The organism is Acidiphilium cryptum JF-5 (genome assembly GCF_000016725.1).
Lineage (GTDB): Bacteria > Pseudomonadota > Alphaproteobacteria > Acetobacterales > Acetobacteraceae > Acidiphilium > Acidiphilium multivorum.
In genome coordinates, this window is record NC_009484.1 from 1898491 (window position 1) to 1920960 (window position 22470).

Consider the following 22470-nt stretch of genomic DNA (forward strand, 5'->3'; position numbering starts at 1 on the left):
TCCCTGCGTTCCGGGCGACTAGTGTGCGCCGGTGCGCCGAGTATGGCGAGAACTGACGCTTACGGCAATAAGGAGACGAAATGAGCATCTCGATCGCGATCCATGGCGGGGCGGGCACGATGCGGGCGGCGGACATGACGCCGGAGATGGCGGAGGCGCGGCACGAGGGGCTGCGGCGGGCGCTGCGCGCGGGCTGGGACGTGCTGAGCGAGGGCGGCTCGGCGCTGGACGCGGTGGCGGCGGCGGTGGTGATGCTGGAGGACGATCCGCTGTTCAATGCCGGGCGCGGGGCGGTGCTGACCGATGCCGGCACGCTGGAGATGGACGCCGCGATCATGAACGGGGCGGATCGCGCGGCCGGGGCGGTGGCCGGGATCTGCGGGCCGGTGAACCCGGTGCTGGCGGCCCGGGCGGTGATGGAGACGACGCCGCATGTGTTGATGATCGGCGACGGCGCGCTGGCGGTGGCGCGGGCGGCGGGGCTGGAATTCGAGACCGAGGCCTATTTCGAGACGCCGAACCGGCGGGCGGCGCTGGAGATGGAGCTGGCGCGCCGGGCCTCGGGCGCGCCGGACACGCGCTCGGACGCCGACCGGCACGGCACGGTGGGGGCGGTGGCGCGGGACGCGCACGGGCATCTCGCCGCGGCGACCTCGACCGGCGGGATCACCGCCAAGCGCGCCGGACGGGTGGGCGACACGCCGGTGTTCGGCGCCGGCACCTTCGCCGATGACGAGACCTGCGCGGTGAGCTGCACCGGGACGGGCGAGGTGTTCATCCGCTACACCGCCGCCGCCGACATCGCGGCGCGGCTGCGCTACAAGGGCGAGAGCCTGGCGAAGGCGGCGGCGGACGTGATCGCCGAGCTCGCGCCGCGCGGCGGCGATGGCGGGCTGATCGCGCTCGGCGCCGCCGGCGACCCGGTGATGCCGTTCAATTCGTCGGGCATGTATCGCGGCATGATCGGCGGCGACCGGATGCTGCGCACGGCGATCCACCGCGAGGAATTTCGCGCCGTTCCGTTGTGAGGTGCGGGCATTTCCCTTGCACCTTGCCGGGCGGGACGCTAGCTCGTGCAGCTGAATTGGATGAGGATGAAGGCAGATGGCGTATAAAGTTGCAGTTGTCGGGGCCACCGGGGCGGTCGGGCGCGAGATGCTCAAGACGCTCGCGGAGCGGAACTTTCCCGCCTCCGAGGTGATCGCCCTCGCCTCCCCGCGCTCGGCGGGACAGCAGGTGAGCTTCGGCGACGAGGCGATCCTCACCGTGAAGAACCTGGAGACCTTCGATTTCCGCGGGGTGGATTTCGGCCTGTTCTCGCCGGGCGCCTCGATCTCGGCGGTGCACGCGCCGCGCGCGGCCGAGGCGGGGTGCATCGTGATCGACAATACCAGCCATTTCCGCATGGAGCCGGACGTGCCGCTGGTGGTGCCGGAGGTGAACACCCACGCGCTGGAAGCCTTCATGGCGAAGCCGGACTGGCGGCGGATCATCGCCAATCCGAACTGCTCGACGATCCAGATGGTGGTGGCGCTGAAGCCGCTGCACGAGAAATTCGGCATCCGCCGCGTGTCGGTCGCGACCTACCAGTCGGTCTCCGGCGCGGGCAAGGAGGGCATGGACGAGCTGGAGCGCGCGACCAAGGCCACCTATGTCCACGAGACGACGAAGCCGGAAGTCTTCACCAAGCCGATCGCCTTCAACGTGATCCCGCATATCGACGTGTTCATGAAGGACGGGGCGACCAAGGAAGAGTGGAAGATGACGGTCGAGACCCGCAAGATCCTCGACCCCGATATCGCGGTGTTCGCGACCTGCGTGCGGGTGCCGGTGTTCATCGGCCATGGCGAGGCGGTGCATGTCGAGTTCGCCAACCCGGCCCCGCTGGAGGCGGCAAGGGCGGCGCTGCGCGCGGCCCCGGGCGTGACGCTGTTCGACGAGCGCGAGGATGGCGGCTACGTCACCCCGCTGGAATGCCAGGGCGAGGATGCCGTCTATGTGTCGCGGCTGCGGGTCGATCCCACGGTGCCGCACGGGCTCGGCTTCTGGTGCGTTTCGGACAATCTGCGCAAGGGCGCGGCGCTGAACGCGGTGCAGATCGCCGAGACGATCGTCAAGCGCGGGCTGATCGGCAAGAAGGCCGCCTGATTATCCGGGAAGGCCGATTGACGAGACCGCGTCGATCGGCCTAAACCCCCGTCCGTCGGCGGACGTAGCTCAGCTGGTAGAGCGCCAGGTTGTGGTCCTGGATGTCGTGGGTTCGAGCCCCATCGTTCGCCCCATCTTTTTGCCCCTCGCAATTCCCTCATGGCAGATCCATCGGGTTCTCATCTCCGGGCGGTGATCCTGGCCGGCGGCGCCGGACGGCGGCTCGGCGGGGTGGACAAGGCGCTGCTGATCCTGCACGGACGGACGATGCTCGATCACGCCATCGCAACGGTTTCGGGACAGGTCGGCGCCGTGGCACTCAGCGCGGCGGGCGATCCGGCGCGTTTCGCGCGGTTCGGGATTCCGGTGCTGGAGGACGGGCGGCATCGCGGCAAGGGGCCGCTGGCCGGGGTGCTCGCCGGGATGCGCTGGGCGGCGGCTTCAGGCGGCGAGACGCTGCTGAGCCTGCCGGTGGACACGCCCTTCGCGCCGCGCGACCTTGCGGCCCGGCTTGGCGCGGCACCCGCGGTGGCGGCCTCGCACGGGCGGACGCATCATCTCGTCGCACTCTGGCCGGTGGCGGCGGCGGACGCGCTGGAGCGCTTCCTCGACGGGCCAGGACCGTATCGGGTGTCGGGCTTCGCGGCGGAGATCGGGATGCGCGCGGTGGCGTTCGCGGATGAGCGCGACCCGTTCGTCAACATCAACACGCAGGCCGATCTCGACGCGGCGGAGGCGGGGCGGTGCTGAACGCGTTCATCGCCGATTTCCTCTATGCCGCGGTGGCGCTGTTCGTCATCATCGATCCGGTCGGCACCGCGATCATCTTCGCGGCGCTCACCACGCATGACGACGCGGCGAAGCGGCGGACGATCGCCAAGCGGGCCTCGGCGATCAGCTTCCTCGTGCTGCTGGTGTTCGGCCTCGCGGGGGAAAAGCTGCTGCGGCTGCTCGGGATCGGGATTCCGGCCTTGCAGATCGCCGGCGGGGCGCTGCTGTTCCTCTCGGCCAAGGACATGGTGACGGCGAAGGGCGAGCTGCGGGCGAGCAGCGAGGAGCGCAGTGCGGCGAGCGAGTCGACCGAGGATATCAGCGTGTTTCCGCTGGCGATTCCGCTGATCGCCGGGCCGGGCGGGATGACCACGATGGTGCTGCTGCACGCCAAGGCGGGCGGGCAGCCGGGGGCGGTGCTCGCCAACGCGCTGGCGCTGGCGGCGATGATCGCGGCCACCCTGGTTTCGATGCTGGGCGCGCGGCGGCTCGCGCGGCTGATGGGGGCGACCGGGGCCAGCGTGGTCGGGCGGGTGCTGGGCATCCTGGTCGCGGCGCTGGCGGCGCAGTTCATCATCGAGGGCACGCAGGCCGCGCTGCATCTCGGCTGAGGCGGAAATTTCCGCCGTTTTCAACATTCTAGGCAAGGCGCGGATTGACCGGACCGGGCGCGTCTGGCACCGTAACGCAAACGGGAGGCGGGCTCATGACAAGATCTGAACTGATCGCGGCGCTGGCGGCTGACCATCCCCACCTGACGCTGGCGGATGTGGAGCGGATCGTCACCGCGATGTTCGACGAGATGACCGCCACCCTCGCCGCGGGCGGGCGGGTGGAATTGCGCGGCTTCGGCGCGTTCTCGGTGAAGCAGCGCCAGGCGCGGGCGGGGCGCAACCCCAGGACCGGCGAGACGGTGAAGGTGGACGAGAAGACCGTGCCCTTCTTCCGCGCCGGGCGCGAATTGCGCGAGATGGTCAACGCGGGCATGAAACCGCTCGACGGCGGGGCCGATGGCGCCGGGGACGACGACGAGGACGACGAGGAGTAGACCGCTGAAGACCGTCCGGCTCATTTTCGGGGCGCTGGTTATTCTGGCGCTGGTGATTTTTCTCCTGTCGAACCGCGCGCCGGTGGCGGTTTCGTTCTTTCCGTTCGGCACGCTGGGCTCGGCGGTGCTCGGCGCGATCGTGCTGATCGCCTTCGGGCTGGGCATGCTGCTGGGCATGCTGATCCATGTGCCGCACCGGCTGCGGGCGCTGCGGCGGGCGAAGCGGGCCGAGCGGCAACTCGCGGCGCTGCGGGCGCAGCCGCCGGCACCGCAAGCGCCGGCGGACGAGACGATCAGCCTGCCGCCGGCCGTCTGAGATGGGCGCGGCACGACATGGCGCACGGCGGCTGATCGCCGCGATCGACACGCCTTCGCTCGATGAGGCGCGGCGGCTGGCGGGCGCGGTGGGGCCGCATTGCGGGCTGGTGAAGCTGGGGCTGGAGGCGTTCTGCGCCAACGGGCCGGCGCTGCTGGACGCCGCCGCCGGGCACGACGTGTTTCTCGATCTCAAGCTGCACGACATTCCGAACACGGTGGCCGGGGCGGTGCGCGCGCTGCTGCCGTTGCGGCCGGCGATGCTGACGGTGCACGCGGCGGGCGGCAGCGCCATGATCGCGGCGGCGCGGGAAGCGGCCGAGGCGGCGGGCGCGGCGCGGCCGGTGCTGCTGGCGGTGACGGTGCTGACCAGCCTTTCGGCCGGCGCGCTGGCGGAGACCGGGGTGGCCGGCGGACCGCGCCAGCAGGTGCTGCGGCTGGCGAAGCTGGCGCTCGCCGCCGGGGCGGACGGGCTGGTGTGCAGCGCCAACGAGATTTCGGTGCTGCGCGACGCGTTCGGCGCCGATCCGGTGCTGGTGGTGCCGGGAATAAGGCCCGCGGGCGCCGATCATGGCGACCAGGCGCGGGTGGCGACGCCGGAAGCGGCGATCGCGGCGGGGGCGAGTTATATCGTGGTCGGCCGGCCGATCACCACCGCCGCCAATCCGGCGGCGGCAGCAGCTTCCATCGCCGCGTCGATCGGCTGATGGCGCGGGCCAAGATCTGCGGGCTGCGCACACGCGAGACCTGGCTGGCGGCGACCGATGCCGGGGCGGACTGGGTCGGGTTCGTGTTCTTTCCGCGCTCGCCGCGATTCGTCACGATCGAGGCGCTGAAGGCGATCGGCGCGGATGCGCGGGTGCCGAGGGTGGGGCTGTTCGTCGACCCCGAACCGGCGGCGATCGAGGCGGTGCTGAAGGTGCAGGACCTCGAATTTCTGCAGATCTATGCCGGCGCGGAAGCCTGCCGGGCGATGCGGGCGCGGTTCGGCGCGAAAGTGTGGCGGGCGGTGGGGGTTGCTTCCGCCGCCGATCTGCCGCGCGACGATGAGGGGCTGGACGGGTTCCTGATCGAATCGAAGCCGCCGCGGGGCGCGGACCGGCCGGGCGGCAATGCCACCGCGTTCGACTGGGCGGTGATGCAGGGCTGGCGGGCCCCCGCCCCGTGGCTGCTGGCGGGCGGGCTGACGCCGGCGAACGTGGCCGCGGCGGTGCGCGCGAGCGGGGCGGCGGCGGTGGATGTGTCCTCCGGGGTGGAGAGCGCGCCGGGGGAGAAATCGGTTCCGCTGATCCGGGACTTCGTCGCGGCGGCGCACGCGGCCTGAGGCCGGGCCGGCGGTTGCCCGGCGCGGGCTATTTCTGGGTGCGGGCGCAGAAATAGGTGGCGCGGCCGGACTGGACGGTGCGGCTGATGCCGGCGCAGGCGGCCGGGCCGGGGCAGCGTTCGCAGGGCTGGCCGGCGCGGTCGTAGACTTTCCAGGCGTGCTGGAAATAGCCGAGTTCGCCGGAGGGCTGGACGTAGTCGCGCAGCGAGGAGCCGCCGGCGGCGATGGCGTCCGTGAGCGTGGCCTTGATCGCCGGCACCAGGCGCCCTGCCCTGCCCCGCCCGATCGTGCCGGCGAGGCGGTGCGGGAGGATGCCGGCGCGGAACAGGGCCTCGCTGACATAGATGTTGCCGAGGCCGGCGACGACCGACTGGTCGAGCAGCGCCGCCTTGATCGGGGTTTTCTTGCCTTCGAGGGCGGACGCAAGAGTGGCGGGCGAAAAGGCATCGTCGAGCGGTTCGGGGCCGAGGCCGGCGATCAGGCGGTGGGAGTCCTCCGCCGCGGTCGCGACGAGGTCGAGCGCGCCGAAGCGGCGGGGATCGACGAAGCCGATCACGGCGCCGTCGTCGGTTTCGAGGGTCAGGTGCTGGTGCGGCAGCGGGGCGGAATCGATCGTCATCCGGCCGGACATGCCGAGATGGATCAGCACCGACAGCGCGCGGTCGAGCCGCATGAACATGTATTTGCCGCGGCGGCGGAAACCCTCGACGCGGGCGCCGGAGAGGAACTGCACGAAGCCCTCGGGGATCGGCCAGCGCAGGTCGGGCCGGGCGAGGACGACCCGGGCGAGGCGGCGGCCTTCGAGCTTGGCGGCGAGGCCGCGCATCACGGTTTCGACTTCGGGGAGTTCCGGCATGGTGCGTTTGCGGCTATAGCCTGAGCCCATGGCCGATACCAGCAGCGAGACCGTCGATTTCGGGTTTTCCACCGTGCCGCGCGGCGAGAAGCGGCACAAGGTGCGGGAGGTGTTCGACAGCGTCGCCGGGCGCTACGACATCATGAACGACCTGATGTCGCTCGGCGTGCACCGGCTGTGGAAGCGGGAATTCGTCGCGATGATGGACCCGCGGCCGCACCGCACGCTGCTCGACCTCGCGGGCGGGACCGGGGATATTTCGCTGCGCTGGCTCGCCGCCGGCGGCGGGCCGGTGCTGATGACCGACATCAACGAGGCGATGCTGCGCGTCGGACGCGGACGGGCGGAGGAGCAGGCGCGGATCGAGGGGATCGGCTTCGCGGTGGCGGATGCCGAGGCGCTGCCGCTGCGGGATTCGTGCGTCGATCGGGTGTCGATCGCGTTCGGGCTGCGCAACTGCACCGACAAGGACCGGGTGCTGGCCGAGGCGCGGCGGGTGCTGAAGCCGGGCGGGCGGTTCTTCTGCCTGGAGTTCTCGCGCTTGCAGGTGGCGGCGGCGCAGCCGCTTTACGAAAAGTGGTCGTTCGTGGCGCTGCCGGCGATCGGCGCGCGGGTCGCGCAGGACCGCGAGAGCTATCAGTATCTCGCCGAGAGCATCCGCATGTTCCCCGACCAGGAGACGCTGGCGGGGATGATGCGGCGGGCGGGATTCGAGCGGGTTTCATACCGGAACCTGAGCGGCGGGATCGCGGCGATCCATTCGGGATGGCGGCTGTGAGCGCACGCCTCGCCGGGCGGCGGGTGCTGCTCGTCATTGGCGGGGGGATCGCGGCCTACAAGGCGCTGGAGCTGATCCGGCTGATCCGCAAGGAGGGCGGCGCGGTGCGCGCGGTGATCACCGCCGGGGGAGAGAAATTCGTCACCCCGCTTTCGGTGCAGGCGCTGTGCGAGGACCGGGTGCATACCGACCTCTTCTCGCTGACCGGCGAGAGCGAGATGGGGCATATCCAGCTCTCGCGCAGCGCGGATCTCGTGGTGGTGGCGCCGGCCTCGGCGGATCTGCTGGCGAAGATGGCGGCGGGGATGGCGGACGATCTGGCGACCACGCTGCTGCTCGCGACCGACAAGGAGGTGCTGGTCGCACCGGCGATGAACGTGCGGATGTGGACGCATCCTGCGACGGTGGCGAATCTGGAGACGCTGCTTCGGCGCGGGGTTTCGGTGGTCGGGCCCGAGGAGGGGCCGATGGCCTGCGGCGAGTTCGGGCCGGGGCGGCTGGCGGAGCCGGCGGCGATTCTGGAGGCGATCGTCGCGCGGCTCGATGGCGAGCGGATTCTGGCCGGGCGGCATGTGGTGGTGACCAGCGGGCCGACGCATGAGCCGATCGACCCGGTGCGCTACATCGCCAATCGCAGTTCGGGCAGGCAGGGCCACGCGATCGCCGCGGCGCTGGCGCGGCGCGGGGCGCGGGTGACGCTGGTCTCGGGGCCGGTGGCGCTGGCCGATCCGGCCGGCGTGGCGGTCGTGCGGGTCGAAACCGCGCTGGAGATGCGCGCGGCGGTGCTTGCCGCCCTGCCCGCCGATGCCGCGGTGTTCTGCGCCGCGGTCGCGGACTGGCGGGTCGAGGCGCAGGGGCGGAAGATCAAGAAGACCGGCGCGCCGCCGGCGCTGGCGCTGGTGGAAAACCCCGACATTCTCGCGGAAGTCTCGCGGCTTGAGGGACGGCGGCCGCGCCTTGTCGTCGGGTTCGCGGCGGAGACGGGCGACCTTGTCGCGCAGGCGACGGCGAAGCGGGCGCGCAAGGGGTGCGACTGGATCGTGGCCAACGATGTCGGCGCGGGAACCGGCATCATGGGTGGCGCCGAGAACGAGGTCGTGCTGATCACCGAAGCGGGCGCCGAGCCCTGGCCGCGCGCCGGGAAGGACGCGGTGGCCGACCGGCTGGCGGAGAGGATTTCAGGGATTTTCCAATGACGATTGCAGTTGCCGTGAAGCGGCTGGCGCATGGCGCCGGCCTGCCCCTGCCCGACTATGCCACCGCCGGATCGGCGGGGCTCGATCTGCTGGCGGCGGTCGATGCGCCGGTGGTGATCGCGCCGGGGGCGCGGGCGCTGGTGCCGACCGGGCTCGCCATCGCGCTGCCGCCGGATTTCGAGTTGCAGGTCCGCCCGCGCTCGGGCCTCGCGCTCAAGCATGGGATCGTGATTCCGAACAGTCCGGGGACGATCGACAGCGATTATCGCGGCGAGATCCAGGTGATCGTGCTCAATGCCGGGACCGAGGCGTTCGAGGTGACGCGGGGGATGCGGATCGCCCAGGCGGTGCTGGCACCGGTGTCGCGGCTGGTGTGGCAGGAGACCGACGATCTCGACCGGACCGCGCGCGAGGCGGGCGGGTTCGGCAGCACCGGGCTCGATTTCCCGATGGGGAACTAGCTCTCCGGGTCCGGCTCCGCCCTGCCCGGCGTGCGCGACCCGGTGAAGCGGGCGACGAGCGGGAAGAAGGCGGCATGGGGCAGCAGGCGCAGGATGCGCAGCGGGCGGGCCAGGCCTTCGGGGAAGGCGATCAGGAACCGCCCGGCATCGAGCCCGCGCAGGATGGCGCGGGCGGCGGCGTCGGTTTCCATCAGGAAGGGCATCGGGAAGCGGTTGTTCGCGGTGAGCGGCGATTTCACGAAACCGGGGCAGATCGCCGAGATCGCGACGCCGTGGCGGTCGAGATCGAATTTCAGGGCTTCGGCGGTGGCGATCAGCGCCGCCTTGGTCGCCGAATAGGAGACCGAGCCGGGCAGGCCGGCGAGGCCGGCGAGCGAGGACATCAGCGCGATCTGGCCGCGCTTGCGGGCGATCATCGCCGGCATCACCAGTTCGAGCCCGCGCGCGGTGCCGAGCAGGTTCAGCTCGACCTGGCGGCGCAGGCGATCGGCGGTGAAGGTTTCGGCGGTGTCGCGCTCATAGGTGCCGGCGTTGAGGATGGCGCGGGCGATCGGGCCGTCGCGGGTGATGGTGTTCACCGCCTCGCGCACCGAGTCGGGATCGGTCACGTCGGCCGGCGCGACGATGATGCGGCTCGGATGGGTTTCGGCGAGGGCGCGAAGCTCGGCCTCGCGCCGGGCGGTGATGGCGACGCGCCAGCCCTGCGCCACATGCGCCTCGGCCAGGGCGCGGCCGATGCCGCTGGAGGCGCCGGTGATCCAGACGATGCCGTCGGCGCTGGTGACGGGTTTCATATTCTGTCTCCGTGTTGCAGGCGGCGGCGCAGCTCGGCGGCGCGGTCGCGCAGGGCGCGGCGCTTCGGTTCCGCCATCTTGTGCCACGTTCGCACCGGCATCGCCATGCGCGGATTGGCGGCGAAGCGATCCGCGTGGCGGGCGATGAAATCCCAGTAGAGCGCGTTGAAGGGGCAGGCGCGCGGGCCGGCCGCGTCCTTCACGTCGTAATGGCAGCCGGCGCAGTAATCGCTCATGCGGGCGATATAGGCGCCGGAGGCGGCATAGGGTTTCGAGCCGACGAAGCCGCCATCGGCGTGCAGCGCCATGCCGCGGGTGTTGGGCATTTCCACCCATTCATAGGCATCGGCGTAGACGGCGAGATACCAGCGGTCGACCGCATCCGGCGCGATGCCGGCGAGGAGGGCGAAATTGCCGGTGACCATCAGGCGCTGGATGTGATGGGCGTAGGCGCGGCGCAGCGTCTGCCCGATCGCCTGGGCCATGCAGCGCATGTCGGTGGCGCCGGTCCAGTAGAAGTCCGGCAGCGGAAGGTCGGCGCCGAGGGCGTTCAGCGTCGCGTAGCCGGGCATGTGCCGCCAGTAGATGCCGCGGATGAATTCGCGCCAGCCGAGGATCTGGCGGATGAAGCCCTCGACGGCGTTGAGCGGGGCGCGGCCGGCCTCGTATTCGGCCTCGGCGCGGCGGCAGAGATCGAGCGGGTCGAGCAGGCCGAGATTGAGCGGGACGGAGACCAGCGAGTGGAACATGAAATCCCGGTCCGCCGCCATCGCGTCCTGCCAGTCGCCGAAGCCGGGGAGACGGCGGGCGAGGAAATCGGCGAAGCCCGCCTCGGCATCGCGCGCGGTGACCGGCCAGTCGAACGCATCGAGGCTGCCGTAATGATCGGCGAAGCGGGCGGCGACGAGGGCGAGCACCTCGCGGGTTTCGGCCGTGGGCGGGAAGCGCTTCGCTTCGGGGGGCGCGAGCCCGGCGGGCAGGGATTTGCGGTTCTCGGGGTCGTAGTTCCATTTGCCGCCGACCGGGTCGTCGCCCTCCATCAGGATGCGGTGGCGGCGGCGCATCTCGCGGTAGAAGAACTCCATACGGAGCTGTTTTTTCGATCCGGCCCAGGCGGCGAAATCGGCGCGGGAGCAGAGGAAGCGCGTGTCGTCGCGGATCTCGCAGGGGATGCCGGTCTGCTCGGCCCAGCCGCGCATGGCCTCGAGCACCCGGTATTCGCCGGGTTCGGTGGCGATGATGGCGTCCGGCTTCAGCGCGGCGCAGGCGCGGGCGACCTCGCCGGCGAGCGTGCCGGTATTGGCCGGATCGTCGAGCGCGACGTAGCGGACCGCGACGCCGCGGGCGCGCAGGGCCCTGGCGAAGTGGCGCATCGCCGCGAGGACGAGCGCGATCTTCTGCGGATGGTGGGGGACATAGGTGCACTCGCCCATCACCTCGGCCATCAGCACCGTGTCGGCGCCGGGGTCGAGGCCCGCGAGGGCGGCGATGGCGGGCGAGAGCTGGTCGCCCAGGATGACGCGCAGGTGACCGGGCATCAGCCGAGGATCGGGCGGTAGGTAACGTGACCCTCGTGATGGAAGTCGAGGCCGGACCAGGTGTCGGCCTGGTTGTAGAAGACCGCGAGACGGATCGGGCCGGTGAGCTGGTAGCGCGCCGCGGTGACGGTGCCGGAGGGCATGGCGGGCAGGTGGAACCAGCCCTGGCGGGTGATGGTCGGCCGGTCGGTATGGCCGGTCTGCATGTTGATCATCGGGCCGTTCAGCATCGCCTTGTTCCAGTAGGTGAGCGGCAGGGCGTCGCGCGGGGCGGTGTAGCGGGCGATGCGGTTGCCGGCGATGACGACGCCGGACGCCGTCCGCTCGACGCTGAGACGGATCTTGCGGCCGTTGTCGTCGATCTCGCTGGTCGCGGCGCGGAAGGCCCCGTTCTGCCAGTGCTCGACGATATGGGCGCGGTAGGTGAAGAGCGGGATGCCGATCAGCCCGACCTTGAGGGCGGCGTGGTTCTCCACCCGGAGATGGTCGCCCGCGCGGATGAAGCGCAGGCTCTGCCGGCCGACATGGCTGCCGTTGCGGTAGATGTCGAATGCCAGGCGGTCGTCCCGCGGGACGGGCAACGCCAGGGCTGCCGCCGCGGCGAGGACGCCGCGACGGCCGATGGGGGCGTCGGTCATCGTTCCTCCTTCACGGTTTCCCTGCGGTTACGGGCAACGGGCGGCGAATGGATGCCGCGACGCCGGCCGCGCAACGCTCCGATGCAATAAATAGGGCACGCGCTCTGGATCGCGAGGGCGGAGCCGCGCATAAACGCCCCCGCCAACCCCTGCCGCGAAAGAGATTCATGCACCAGCTCATTCTCATGCGCCACGCCAAGGCCGAACGGGCCCGCGACGACCAGGCCGATCACGATCGCGCGCTCAGCCCGGCCGGGCGCGAGGCGGCGCGGCGGATGCGCAACCGGCTGCGCGGCCTCGCGATCGAGCCGGACGTGGTGCTGGTCTCCTCGGCGCGGCGGACGCGCGAGACGCTGGAGGGCGTGGCGTTCTGGGAGGACCGGACGCCGAACATCGAGGTGATGGAGACGCTCTACATGGCGCCGGCGGCGCGGCTGCTGGAAATCCTGCGCGAGCTGCGCGAGACGATGCTGAGCGTGATGCTGGTCGGCCATAATCCGGGGCTGCACGAGCTGGCGCTGATGCTGGCCTCGGGCGCGCAGGCGCGCGACGCGGCGCATGCGCGGCTGGAGGAGGGATTCCCGACCATGCGGGCGGCGGAATTCCTCGTTCTCACCCCCTGGCGGGACCTGCGGCCGGCTGGCGCGCGGCTGCAGCGGGTGATCGATCCGCCTCCTCCCGGCTGAACATGAGTGTCATGTTGCAGGCGCGAAGGTTGCGCGATTGTCCCGGAAGGATTTACAGAATGGGAACTCAGACCGATTAGTCTCAGCCCCTGACTAGGGCGCGGATCAGGACGGTTCGACCGGACATTAGAGGAATCTTGACCATGAGCAGCACGACCGAAGGCGCGCGCGCGACGCACGCGACGCTCACGATACCCGGCAGCAACAAGACGGCCGAACTCCCGCTCCTGAACGGCACGCTCGGCCCGCAGGTCGCCGATATCCGCAAGCTCCAGGCGCAGACCGGGATCTTCACCTTCGACCCCGGCTATGGCGAGACCGCCTCCTGCGAGAGCAAGATCACCTATATCGACGGCGATGAGGGGGTGCTGCTGTATCGCGGCTACCCGATCGACCAGCTCGCCGAGAAATCGACCTTTCTCGAGGTCGCGCACCTGCTGCTCTACGGCGAGCTGCCGACGGCCGCGGAGTTCGAGTCGTTCAACCGCGGCGTGACCATGCACACGATGCTGCACGAGCAGGTGCGCCGCTTCTTCGACGGGTTCCGGCGCGACGCCCACCCGATGGCGGTGCTGTGCGGCGTGGTCGGCGCGCTCTCGGCCTTCTATCCGGAAAGCGTGAACGTGAACGACGCGCGGGAGCGCGAGATCAGCGCGTTCCGGCTGATCGCCAAGATCCCGACCATCACCGCCTGGGCCCACAAATACTCCACCGGCCAGCCCTTCATGTATCCGCGCAACGATCTCTCCTATGCGGAGAACTTCCTCTACATGATCAACGCGGTGCCGCCGGAGCCGTACCGGAAGAACCCGATCCTGGAGCGGGCGATGGACCGCATCCTGATCCTGCACGCCGATCATGAGCAGAACGCCTCGACCTCGACCGTGCGGCTCGCCGGCTCGACCGGGGCCAACCCCTTCGCCTGCATCGCCGCCGGCATCGCCGCGCTCTGGGGGCCGGCGCATGGCGGCGCCAACGAGGCGGTGCTGAAGATGCTCGGCGAGATCGGGCACAAGGACAACATCCCGGCCTTCATCGCCGAGGTGAAGGACAAGAACAGCCACACCAAGCTGATGGGCTTCGGCCACCGGGTGTACAAGAACTTCGACCCGCGCGCGAAGATCATGCAGCAGACCTGCCACGAGGTGCTGGGCGAGCTCGGCATCAAGCACGAGCCGCTGCTGGAACTGGCGATGGAGCTTGAAAAGATCGCGCTGGACGACGATTATTTCGTCTCGCGCAAGCTGTATCCGAACGTCGATTTCTATTCGGGCATCATCCTCAAGGCGATGGGCTTCCCGACCACGATGTTCACCCCGCTCTTCGCCCTGGCGCGCACCACCGGCTGGATCAGCCAGTGGATGGAAATGATCGCCGACCCGTCGCAGCGGATCGGCCGGCCGCGCCAGCTCTATACCGGGGCGCCGCGGCGCGACTACGTCTCGATCGACCAGCGGGGCTGATGCCCGCGATGCGCGCCGGGCTGCCGGCGCGCATCCCTGCCCTGCGCAAGTTCGCAAATCCCCGATCTTCATATCGGGTGAACCCGATCCATTTATCGTCGCATGACGATCGATGCCGATCATGACCACGCACCGGATCTGGACGAGGGGCTGAAGGCCCTGGTGCATCCGGTGCGGCGCGCGATTCTCGCCAAGCTCGCCGAACCCGAACGGCATTTCGCCGGGCAGGAGCACCCGCTCTCCTTCGGCGTGTGCGCGGGGGCGATCGAGCGGAGCTGCCCGCTGTCGCAATCGAGCATCTCGGCCCATCTCGCCGCCCTTCACGCGGCGGGGCTGGTCGAGACCAGGCGGGTCGGAACCTTCGTGTTCTACCGGCGCAATGACGGCGCGATCGACGCGCTGATCAGGGGACTCGCGAAATCCCTCGATCGGCCCGAACCCACTCCCTGAATTCGCAGCATCAACCGGAAAGGCTGATCAATGTCGAAACTGTTCGAACCCCTGCGGGCCGGCGCCTTCACCCTGCGCAACCGCATCGTCATGGCGCCGCTGACCCGCGCGCGGGCCGGCGAGGCGCGCCTGCCCAACGCGCTGATGGCGCAGTATTACGCCCAGCGCGCCGGCGCCGGGATGATCCTCTCCGAGGCGACCTCGGTGACGCCGATGGGCGTCGGCTATGCCGCGACGCCGGGCCTGTGGTCCGAGGAGCAGGTGGCGGGCTGGCGCATCGTCACCGAGGCGGTGCATCGCGAGGGCGGCATCATCCTCGCCCAGCTCTGGCATGTCGGGCGGATTTCCGACCCGATCTTCCTCAACGGCGAACTGCCGGTGGCGCCGAGCGCGATCGCGGCCGGCGGGCATGTGAGCCTGGTGCGGCCGGAGCGGCCCTTCGTGACGCCGCGCGCGCTGGAGACCGAGGAGATTCCGGGCGTGATCGAGGCCTACCGGGCCGCGGCGCGGAACGCCAAGGCGGCCGGGTTCGACGGCGTCGAGATCCATGGCGCGAACGGCTACCTGCTCGACCAGTTCCTGCAGGATTCGACCAACAAGCGGACCGACCAGTATGGCGGTTCGATCGCGAACCGCGCGCGGCTGCTGCTGGAGGTGACGGACGCGGCCATCGGCGTCTGGGGTGCCGACCGGGTGGGCGTGCATCTCGCCCCGCGCGGCGATGCGCACACGATGGGCGATTCCGACAAGCTGGCGCTGTTCACCCATGTCGCCACCGAACTCGGCAAGCGGAAGATCGCCTTCATCGCGGCGCGCGAGCACAAGGCGGCGGACTGGATCGGGCCGCAGCTGAAGGCGGCGTTCGGCGGCGTGTATATCGCCAACGAGAAGTTCACCCGCGAGACCGCCGAGGCGGCGATCGAGGCGGGCGAGGTGGACGCGGTGGCGTTCGGACAGCTCTATATCGCGAACCCGGACCTGGTGGAGCGGTTCCGCGACGGGCTGGCGCTGAACCCGCCCGACATGTCGACCTTCTACCAGGGCGGCGCCGAGGGCTATACCGACTATCCGACGGCCGCGAAGCAGAAGGCGGCCTGAACCGGCGGGCCGGGGCGCGTTTGCCCCGGCCCTGCCACAACATCAAGGCGAGGAGCGGGCGATGCGGTTTGCGGGCAGGAAGGTCGTGGTGATGGGCGGCAGCCGGGGAATCGGCCTCGCCATCGCGATGGGGTTTGCCGCCGAGGGGGCCGCGGTCGCGATCTGCGCGCGCGGCGCCGAAGCGCTGGAGGTGGCGCGGCGCGAGATCGCCGGGCATGGCGGGCGCGTGTTCGCCGCCCCCTGCGACCTTGCCGAGGCGGAACAGATCGCCCGTTTCGTGCCGGAGGCGGCCGCTTCGCTGGGCGGCATCGACATTCTCGTGAACAATGCCTCGGGCTTCGGGATGACCGATGACGAGGCGGGATGGGCCGCCTCGATCGGGGTGGACGTGATGGCGGTGGTGCGGGCGAGCCATGCCGCCCTGCCCTTCCTGGAGGCCGCCGAGGGGGCCGCGATCGTCAACATCGCCTCGATTTCCGGCCTGCGCGCCTCGACCCGCAGCCTGCCCTACGCGGCGGTGAAGGCCGCGGTGATCAACTACACGATGTCGCAGGCGGCGACGCTGGCGCCGAAGCGGATCCGGGTGAATGCGATCTCGCCCGGCTCGATCGCGTTTCCCGGCGGGCTGTGGGAGCAGCGCAAGGAGACCAATCCGAAACTCTACGAGGCGACCCTCGCCTCGATTCCGTTCGGGCGGTTCGGCACCGCGGAGGAAATCGCCGAGGTGGCGATGTTCCTCGGCTCGCCGGCGGCGCGCTGGGTGACGGGGCAGAACATCGTCGTCGATGGCGGGCAGATGCTCTGATCCGATCCGGGGGACCGGACAGGGCGTCTCGCGCCGGGCGGGATGCGGGTCGGACAGGAGCCTCGCGCCGCCCGGAGGCGCCGCGAGGCATGACGCGGTCGTGCGGCGGGCGGTTCAGCCGCGGCGGCGACGGCGGCGCGCCACCAGGCCGATGCCGAGCAGGCCGGTGCCGAGAAGGGCGAGCGAGCCGGGTTCCGGCACGGCGGTGATCGTGACGCCCTGGGTGTTCAAGGCGAGCGTCAGGCCTGCCTGGACGGTATGCCGGTCGGCATAGAAGAGGGTGAGCGTATGCATCCCGGCTCCCAGCATGGCCGATGAGTAGTTCAGCGGAGACAGCGCCTGGATGCCGCCGATATCGGCGACGAGCTTGTTGTCGATGAACAGGTAGGCATCGTCATCGGCCGCCATGGTGAAGCTGAGCTTCTCGGCGCTGGCGATCGTGAACGTCCCACGGAAGATCGCGGTCAGGAAGTGCGTCGAATCATTGAGGCCGGTGCCGTTCGGCGGGAAGTAATTGGAAGGGTTATTGATCGGCAACGTGACGGTTCCGGTGCCGGTCTCGTACTGGCTCTGCCACCATTGCAGTTCGCCGGCGCCATTCACGTTCTGGTAGTTGGCGTTGTTGACCGGCAGACCGTCAGGGCCAAGGGTGGACTTGACGTCGTTCGGTATGGCCTTGATGGGGTCATTGCCAAAATCGGCGATACCGTTCGGCACTGAATAATAGGTCGCGCTGAGCTGGCTGATCGGGTTCGCGATCGCGCCGGCCTGGGCGGCGGTGGCGGTGGCGATCAGGCCGGCCAGGGCGATCGCGGCGGTTCGCACCGCTGGGAAAAGCCGGGTCTTCAAATTCATGACGATAGCCCTCTCTCGGAATTGCATGCTAGCTCTCTGGCAAAGGCATAAGCAAAAACGATGCCAGAAAATATTATCATTATTTTTCAATTGTTTATTAGCGAACCGTTGGCATGAACGGGGTGGTGTGTAAAATTTTCCGACACGCAGATTTCACGCGTTCGTGAGCATCTTGCTCGGTTTCCGGTTCATCCCCTGCCCATCCGGCGCGGTCCGTCGCCGCCGCGTCGCGGATGCGGGCGGCGGAAGCCATGCCCGTCAGGCAGTTGGCCGCCGGACATCATGTGACGCCGCAACATCCTGCACGCAATGCGGGTGGCGCCGGCGATGTCACGAAGTTTTTGGTTGTTCCCGAGGTAAATCCAGTGTTAAATTTCGGCAATGGCCTCGGAAATCATACACTCCGGTGACCGCGTGAGCATTGGCGATCCGACGATCCTGTCATGGCGGGCGCTGGGACAGCTGGTTGTCGTGCAGGTGGGCCGCAAGCTGCGGAATTCGCCGGATTCGCTGGGCATTCCGGCGGCATCCGCCATCGTTCTCGCGACACTCTGGGCGCTGGCCGAACTGACCGGCATGACCGGCAACACGATCGACCTCAGCATCCCCCCGGTCGCGGTGACGATGCAGTCGAGCGGGATCGGCAAGGCGTTCTGCCAGGCGCCGGCCGCGGGGCCGGGTGCCGCGGGGCAGTGGACGGCGCCGATCTATGCCTGCGGGACCGGCGGGATCACGGGGCCATCCGGGCCGCTCAGCGTCGCCCCGGACACCGACGGGCGGATGATCCTTGAGACCAGCATGGGGGTCGCGTCGATCTACGCGGTGATGATGGCGAACACGGACAGTTCCGGCGCCATCGGCGCGAGCGGCGCCGAGTTCCGCGACGGTTACGCGTTCAGCCCCGCCTTCGTGACGGCGAGCGGCCTGTCGATCACCGCGCTGTCGCGCCAGTGCGAGGCCGGATTTTCGCCGGCGCCGCCGACCATCGCCAACCGGACGCCCTATGGGGCGGGCCAGGCCAGCTACGCGCCTGGCACGCCCTCGGTGACCGCGAGCGGCGGCTTCGTCTGCGGCGGGACCAGGATCGTCGAGGGCGATCTCGACCTGCCCGACTGAACCGGACGCGCGGCCTCAGCCCGCATCCGGCGCGAAGGCGCGCAGCAGCGCAGACTGCGCCTTGTAGACCGCCTGGGTGCGGTTGGTGGCGCCGATCTTGCGCATGATGTTCTTGATGTGGACCTTCACCGTGCTTTCGCTGACGCCCAGCTCGTAGGCGATGATCTTGTTCGCCTTGCCCTGGCGCAGATGGGCGAAGACGAGCTTCTGGCGCGGCGTCAGGAAATCGTCGCCCGGCGCGAAGCCGGAGGGGGGCGGCGGACGGTCGTCGAGCAGGAGATCGACCGGGGCGAACCGGCCGCCCGCCTGGACGAAGCGGATGGCGGCGACGGCGAGCGGGATGCCGACCATGCGGGTCGGGACGAAGCCCTGCGCGCCTTCCTGGAACAGGAGGCGGACGAAGCCGGTGTCGGGCGTCTCGGCGGCATCGTGCAGGACGACGATCGGCAGGCCGGGAAAGGCCTCGCGCAGGGCGGCGATGTCGGCGAGGACGGCCTTCGCCGCCGGCCCGTCCTCATGCGCGTGGCAGAGCAGGAGATCGAACCCCTCGCCGGCCGCATCGATGCAGTCCTCGGCGGTGACGAAGCTGCGGACCGCGAAATCGGCGCCCTGGGCGACGAGGGCGCTGGCGAGGCATTCGCGCGTCAGCCGCGAGGAATCGACGAGGCCGATCCGGGTGCGCCCCGGCACCGCCGCCTCGACCGCGGCGGCGCGGACGGGCGATGATGAATAAGGGAGGCGCGGACGCTCCAGCGATCGCGCCAGAAAGGGCACGAACGGCGTCGCGACCGACCCTTTTTCGGTATTATTCTGCTGCATTTCGAGTCTTCCCGGAAATATTGCAAAATGACGAATGTCGGCGGTTCATTTCCGCCATCTATTCGGACAATAAATAAATCGGAAATGATATTGCCGGGATTAAGAATTGTAATACAAGGTGACCGTCCGGGAGACCGATGCATGTAAGTCTCGAAATATCGAAATAACGCGACGGACTGTAACGCTCTATGGGATTTGTCGTTATTTTCGAGAAATGAAGGGATGCCGCGCCGACGGCCGGCGCAGGGCCGGCCGCCGGCTTGCGGCCCGAGTCATTTCACCTGGGAGACCAGTTTCGCGGTCGAGGACTGGGCGGCGGAATAGGTCAGCGCCGTCTTGCCGGCGGGGTAGCCGTTCTTGCTCAGGATGAAGGCCATGATGTCGGCATAGTCCTTGTGCGGCAGGCTGCCGGGGGCGCCGGCCGGCATCTGCTGCGACAGCTCGTCGAAGATCGCGGCGACGGTGTAGTTGTTCGAGGCGCTGGCGAAGCCCTGGCCGACCAGGGCGGGGCCGCTGATGCCCTGCAGGTTCTTGCCGTGGCACATCGAGCAATGGGTCTCGAAGGCCTCGTGCCCGGCCTTGGCCTGGGCCTTGGTGTAGAGGGCGGGAAGCGGGGCGGCGGCGGCGATCGCGGTGCAGAAACCCGCCGCGGCGAGACCGGCGAGCAGGCGCGCATCCGGGCGGCGCAGGGTGCGGGAGAGGCGTCGGAGCATCAGGGGTATCCTTTCAGCGGGTGAACCGGCGGGCGAGCCTGCCCGCCGCGAGTCACGGGGTATGGTAGGGGGCGACGAGACGGGCAAGGGTTCCGTCCTTCGCGAGATGGGCGAGCGCCGCATCGAAGCGGCGGGCCGCGGCGCGGCCGGAGGCGGTCGGCGCGTAGAGGGCGACGACCGACCAGTTGGCGTGCGGCTGGCGGAGCGCGCGCTGATGGAGGTGCATTCCGTCCCGCGCCAGGGCCTGTTCGAGCAGCGGCTGCCAGAGCAGGGCATAGGCGATCTCGTGCCGCTTGAGGGCGGCGAGCACGTGCGCGGGCGTGGAATACTGGTGCTCGGCGAGGCGCGCGCCGGGCCCCGCGCCGAAATAGGTCGTCGGCACGGTGAGATAGACGACGCCAACCTGCGTGCCCGGGGCGAGGCGCGAGAAGGCGGGCGGCGGCGCTTCGCCGGCGATGACGAAGCCGGTCTTCACATAGGGATGCGTCGCGGCGACGCCGGGCGGCAGCGCCGGATCGCCGGTCTCGACCGGGAAGCCCATCACGAGGTCGCAGCGCTGGCGGGCAAGCATGCTGAAGAAGCGCGGCTTCTTCGCATTCAGCGCATCGGTGCCGTCACGCGTGTCGATGCTGACGATGCGCGGGGCGACGCCGTCGAGCCGGCCGATGGCGGCGGTGAGCGCGCGATCGACACGCTGCATCGGGTTGGCGCGGTCGATGCAGACCGTGGGGCCGGCGGCGCGGGCGGAGGCGATGCCGCACGCCGCCAGCACGATGCCGGCCAGCGCGGCGCGGAGAAGGCCCGGCCGCCGAAGCGGCCGGGGGTGCCTGCGCTCAGCCATTGAGCGCGAAGACATGGAGCTGGCCGCCGCGCGGCGCCTTGGCGAGCGAGGCGCCGAGCTTGCCCGACCACAGCGGCCACACGCCGCCCCAGCCCGACCAGACCGCGACATACTGCTTGCCGTCGATCTCGTAGGACATCGGGTTGGCGATGATGCCGGAGCCGAGATAGGGGCTCTTCCACAGGATCTTTCCGGTCTTGGCGTCGAAGGCGTAGAGATGGCCGTCCGCCGTGCCGGAGAAGACGAGGCCGCCGGAGGTCGCCATCGCGCCGCCGTCCCACGGCTCCTTCGTGCGGTGCTGCCAGACCTGCTTGCCGGTGGACAGATCGATCGCCTGGATCGAGCCCATGTGGTGCGGCGAGGCGGGGTCCGGCTTCATCTCGAAGGTTTCGCCGAGATAGGGCAGGCCCGCGGCGTAGCTGACCGGAACGCCCTTCATCGTCATGCAGGCGTGCAGCGTCGGCACATAGGCCATGTTGGTCGCGGGATCGACCGCGCCGGGCCACCAGTTCTTGCCGCCGAGGAAGCTCGGGCAGGTGAAGATCTGCTTGTCGAGCGCGGGGCGCAGCTTCATGTTGTTGACGGCCTGGCCGTCCTTGATCCCGATGATCGAGGTGTCGTGCACGAAGGGCACGGCGTAGATCAGCTTCCCGGTCTCGCGGTTGATCGCGTAGAAATAGCCGTTGCGGTTGGCCTCGACCAGGGCGTGGTAGGGCTTGCCCTTGTAGGTGATGTCGGCGAGCTGGGCGGTGTTCACGCCGTCATAGTCCCAGGTGTCGTTGCGGGTGTACTGGTAGTGCCACTTGATGGCGCCGGTATTGGGATCGATCGCGATGACGCTGTCCGAATACAGGTTGTTGCCCGGGCGCATCGAGGCGAGCCACGGGCCCGGATTGCCCACACCCCAGAAGAGCTGCTTGGTCTTCGGATCGTAGGTGCCGGTCATCCACGGGCTGCCGCCGCCGTGCTTGTAGGCGCCGGCCGGCCAGGTCTTGCCGCCGGGCTCGCTCGGCGAGGGAATCGTGTAGGTCTTCCAGAGCAGCTTGCCGGTCTGCGCGTCGAGCCCGACGATGAAGCCGCGGGCGCCGTATTCGCCGCCGCCGGAGCCGATGATCACCTTGCCGTCGACGATCATCGGGGCCTCGGAGATCGAGTAGCCGATGCCCGGCTTCTCGAGCGCGACGTTCCACAGCACCTTGCCGGTCGTCGCATCTAAGGCGAGGACGTGATTGTCCAGCGTGCCCATGAACACTTCGTTGCCGTAGACGGCGACGCCGCGGTTGTTCACGTCGCAGCAGACCGTCTTCAGCGCGGTCTTCGGCAGGTCGTAGTCGTATTCCCAGAGTTTCTGGCCGGTCTTCGCGTTGAAGGCGATGAGATGGTCGAGCGGAGTGGTGGCGAACATGTAGTCGCCATTGACGATCGGCGTGCCCTCGAAGCCGTTGGGGATGTCGATTTTCGCAGACGACCACGCGGGTTTCAGCGAGGCGACGTTCTTCGTGTTGATCTGCGCAAACGGCGCGTAATCGTCGCCGGCGTAGCTGCGGTTGAACATCAGCCAGCCCTTCGAGGCGGCGGCGTTGTCGAGCCGGGCCTGGGTAACGCTCGGGTAGGCGGGCTGGGCCGAGGCGGCGCCGGCGGCGAGCAGCGTGCCGGCGAGGGCGCCGATCAGCGCGGTTCCGGTTCTGGCAAATCTGGACTTCATGAAGATCTCCCTAAGAGGTTTCTGGTGTTGTCAGGATCAAAGAGCGGCGGTT

General features: G+C 69.4%; 26 protein-coding genes and 1 tRNA gene. 18 read left to right on the forward strand and 9 right to left on the reverse strand.

What is annotated here, in order from left to right; translation table 11 throughout:
• Positions 1-80 precede the first annotated feature (80 nt).
• The 9 genes from ACRY_RS11015 to ACRY_RS11055 all read left to right on the forward strand — a co-directional run bounded on the left by ACRY_RS11015 (position 81) and on the right by ACRY_RS11055 (position 5606).
• Complete coding sequence (locus ACRY_RS11015) at positions 81-1028, forward strand: isoaspartyl peptidase/L-asparaginase family protein (RefSeq protein ID WP_011942438.1); 948 nt, start codon at positions 81-83, stop codon at positions 1026-1028.
• Between the two features lie 76 nt (positions 1029-1104).
• A complete protein-coding gene (locus ACRY_RS11020; RefSeq protein WP_011942439.1) occupies positions 1105-2148 on the forward strand; it encodes an aspartate-semialdehyde dehydrogenase in 1044 nt (347 codons plus the stop codon).
• A gap of 58 nt (positions 2149-2206) precedes the next feature.
• Positions 2207-2282: transfer RNA gene (locus ACRY_RS11025), tRNA-His, on the forward strand.
• A 25-nt stretch (positions 2283-2307) separates the two neighbouring features.
• A complete protein-coding gene (gene mobA / locus ACRY_RS11030; protein ID WP_011942440.1) occupies positions 2308-2898 on the forward strand; it encodes a molybdenum cofactor guanylyltransferase MobA in 591 nt (196 codons plus the stop codon).
• Entirely contained in the window at positions 2892-3530 is a 639-nt protein-coding gene (locus tag ACRY_RS11035; protein ID WP_007423783.1) for a MarC family protein, read from the forward strand. Before mobA ends, ACRY_RS11035 begins: the two co-directional genes overlap by 7 nt.
• A 95-nt stretch (positions 3531-3625) precedes the next feature.
• Positions 3626-3967, forward strand: a complete 342-nt coding sequence (locus tag ACRY_RS11040) for an integration host factor subunit beta (RefSeq protein WP_007423782.1) — start codon at positions 3626-3628, stop codon at positions 3965-3967.
• Positions 3930-4283, forward strand: a complete 354-nt coding sequence (locus ACRY_RS18120) for a lipopolysaccharide assembly protein LapA domain-containing protein (protein WP_050751112.1) — start codon at positions 3930-3932, stop codon at positions 4281-4283. Before ACRY_RS11040 ends, ACRY_RS18120 begins: the two co-directional genes overlap by 38 nt.
• 1 nt (position 4284) lies before the next feature.
• Positions 4285-4989, forward strand: a complete 705-nt coding sequence (gene pyrF / locus ACRY_RS11050) for an orotidine-5'-phosphate decarboxylase (RefSeq protein ID WP_011942441.1) — start codon at positions 4285-4287, stop codon at positions 4987-4989.
• Positions 4989-5606: a phosphoribosylanthranilate isomerase gene (locus tag ACRY_RS11055; RefSeq protein ID WP_011942442.1), complete on the forward strand. Its 618-nt coding sequence runs from the start codon at positions 4989-4991 to the stop codon at positions 5604-5606. Before pyrF ends, ACRY_RS11055 begins: the two co-directional genes overlap by 1 nt.
• Positions 5607-5634: 28 nt before the next feature.
• On the opposite strand, the gene mutM is transcribed toward ACRY_RS11055, so the two are convergent.
• Positions 5635-6462, reverse strand: a complete 828-nt coding sequence (gene mutM, locus ACRY_RS11060) for a bifunctional DNA-formamidopyrimidine glycosylase/DNA-(apurinic or apyrimidinic site) lyase (protein WP_011942443.1) — start codon at positions 6460-6462, stop codon at positions 5635-5637.
• Positions 6463-6490: 28 nt separating this feature from the next.
• Here mutM and ACRY_RS11065 point away from each other — a divergent pair, with 28 nt between their 5' ends.
• The 3 genes from ACRY_RS11065 to dut are packed head-to-tail and all read left to right on the forward strand — an operon-like array spanning position 6491 to position 8897.
• On the forward strand, positions 6491-7240 hold the full coding sequence (locus ACRY_RS11065) for a class I SAM-dependent methyltransferase (RefSeq protein ID WP_011942444.1): 750 nt from the start codon (positions 6491-6493) through the stop codon (positions 7238-7240).
• The gene (gene coaBC / locus ACRY_RS11070; protein WP_013640174.1) at positions 7228-8436 is read left to right on the forward strand and encodes a bifunctional phosphopantothenoylcysteine decarboxylase/phosphopantothenate--cysteine ligase CoaBC; all 1209 of its coding nucleotides are present in this window, start codon (positions 7228-7230) and stop codon (positions 8434-8436) included. Before ACRY_RS11065 ends, coaBC begins: the two co-directional genes overlap by 13 nt.
• On the forward strand, positions 8433-8897 hold the full coding sequence (gene dut, locus ACRY_RS11075) for a dUTP diphosphatase (RefSeq protein ID WP_007423662.1): 465 nt from the start codon (positions 8433-8435) through the stop codon (positions 8895-8897). The genes coaBC and dut overlap by 4 nt, the downstream gene beginning before the upstream one ends.
• Here the strand turns inward: dut and ACRY_RS11080 are convergent.
• Genes ACRY_RS11080 through ACRY_RS11090 form a run of 3 tightly spaced genes read right to left on the reverse strand, consistent with a single transcriptional unit; the run spans position 8894 to position 11867 of the window.
• Positions 8894-9691 (reverse strand): SDR family NAD(P)-dependent oxidoreductase, encoded by a 798-nt coding sequence (locus ACRY_RS11080; protein ID WP_007423663.1) that lies wholly within the window; start codon positions 9689-9691, stop codon positions 8894-8896. The genes dut and ACRY_RS11080 overlap by 4 nt on opposite strands.
• A complete protein-coding gene (locus ACRY_RS11085) occupies positions 9688-11229 on the reverse strand; it encodes a cryptochrome/photolyase family protein (RefSeq protein ID WP_011942446.1) in 1542 nt (513 codons plus the stop codon). Before ACRY_RS11085 ends, ACRY_RS11080 begins: the two co-directional genes overlap by 4 nt.
• Positions 11229-11867: a DUF6134 family protein gene (locus ACRY_RS11090; RefSeq protein WP_011942447.1), complete on the reverse strand. Its 639-nt coding sequence runs from the start codon at positions 11865-11867 to the stop codon at positions 11229-11231. The genes ACRY_RS11085 and ACRY_RS11090 overlap by 1 nt, the downstream gene beginning before the upstream one ends.
• 167 nt (positions 11868-12034) lie before the next feature.
• On the opposite strand from ACRY_RS11090, the gene ACRY_RS11095 reads away from it, so the two are divergent.
• From ACRY_RS11095 to ACRY_RS11115, 5 genes are all read left to right on the forward strand, one after another.
• Positions 12035-12553: a SixA phosphatase family protein gene (locus tag ACRY_RS11095; protein ID WP_011942448.1), complete on the forward strand. Its 519-nt coding sequence runs from the start codon at positions 12035-12037 to the stop codon at positions 12551-12553.
• A gap of 143 nt (positions 12554-12696) precedes the next feature.
• Positions 12697-14016, forward strand: a complete 1320-nt coding sequence (gene gltA / locus ACRY_RS11100) for a citrate synthase (RefSeq protein WP_007422930.1) — start codon at positions 12697-12699, stop codon at positions 14014-14016.
• Between the two features lie 102 nt (positions 14017-14118).
• Positions 14119-14466: an ArsR/SmtB family transcription factor gene (locus ACRY_RS11105; RefSeq protein ID WP_007422929.1), complete on the forward strand. Its 348-nt coding sequence runs from the start codon at positions 14119-14121 to the stop codon at positions 14464-14466.
• Positions 14467-14496: 30 nt separating this feature from the next.
• Complete coding sequence (locus ACRY_RS11110) at positions 14497-15564, forward strand: alkene reductase (protein WP_011942449.1); 1068 nt, start codon at positions 14497-14499, stop codon at positions 15562-15564.
• Positions 15565-15625: 61 nt separating this feature from the next.
• On the forward strand, positions 15626-16369 hold the full coding sequence (locus tag ACRY_RS11115) for an SDR family NAD(P)-dependent oxidoreductase (RefSeq protein WP_011942450.1): 744 nt from the start codon (positions 15626-15628) through the stop codon (positions 16367-16369).
• 114 nt (positions 16370-16483) lie between these two features.
• Here ACRY_RS11115 and ACRY_RS20245 read toward each other — a convergent pair whose 3' ends face one another.
• The gene (locus ACRY_RS20245; protein WP_011942451.1) at positions 16484-17224 is read right to left on the reverse strand and encodes a PEP-CTERM sorting domain-containing protein; all 741 of its coding nucleotides are present in this window, start codon (positions 17222-17224) and stop codon (positions 16484-16486) included.
• 414 nt (positions 17225-17638) lie between these two features.
• On the opposite strand from ACRY_RS20245, the gene ACRY_RS11125 reads away from it, so the two are divergent.
• The gene (locus ACRY_RS11125) at positions 17639-18340 is read left to right on the forward strand and encodes a hypothetical protein (protein ID WP_007423116.1); all 702 of its coding nucleotides are present in this window, start codon (positions 17639-17641) and stop codon (positions 18338-18340) included.
• A gap of 15 nt (positions 18341-18355) precedes the next feature.
• On the opposite strand, the gene ACRY_RS20425 is transcribed toward ACRY_RS11125, so the two are convergent.
• The 4 genes from ACRY_RS20425 to ACRY_RS11145 all read right to left on the reverse strand — a co-directional run bounded on the left by ACRY_RS20425 (position 18356) and on the right by ACRY_RS11145 (position 22418).
• The gene (locus tag ACRY_RS20425) at positions 18356-19159 is read right to left on the reverse strand and encodes a helix-turn-helix transcriptional regulator (protein WP_011942453.1); all 804 of its coding nucleotides are present in this window, start codon (positions 19157-19159) and stop codon (positions 18356-18358) included.
• 272 nt (positions 19160-19431) lie between these two features.
• Entirely contained in the window at positions 19432-19872 is a 441-nt protein-coding gene (locus ACRY_RS11135) for a c-type cytochrome (RefSeq protein ID WP_011942454.1), read from the reverse strand.
• Positions 19873-19924: 52 nt separating this feature from the next.
• Entirely contained in the window at positions 19925-20713 is a 789-nt protein-coding gene (locus ACRY_RS11140) for a transporter substrate-binding domain-containing protein (protein WP_011942455.1), read from the reverse strand.
• Positions 20706-22418 carry a methanol/ethanol family PQQ-dependent dehydrogenase gene (locus ACRY_RS11145; protein WP_011942456.1) on the reverse strand — a complete coding sequence of 571 codons (1713 nt, stop codon included), beginning with the start codon at positions 22416-22418 and terminating at the stop codon, positions 20706-20708. Before ACRY_RS11145 ends, ACRY_RS11140 begins: the two co-directional genes overlap by 8 nt.
• Positions 22419-22470 lie beyond the last annotated feature (52 nt).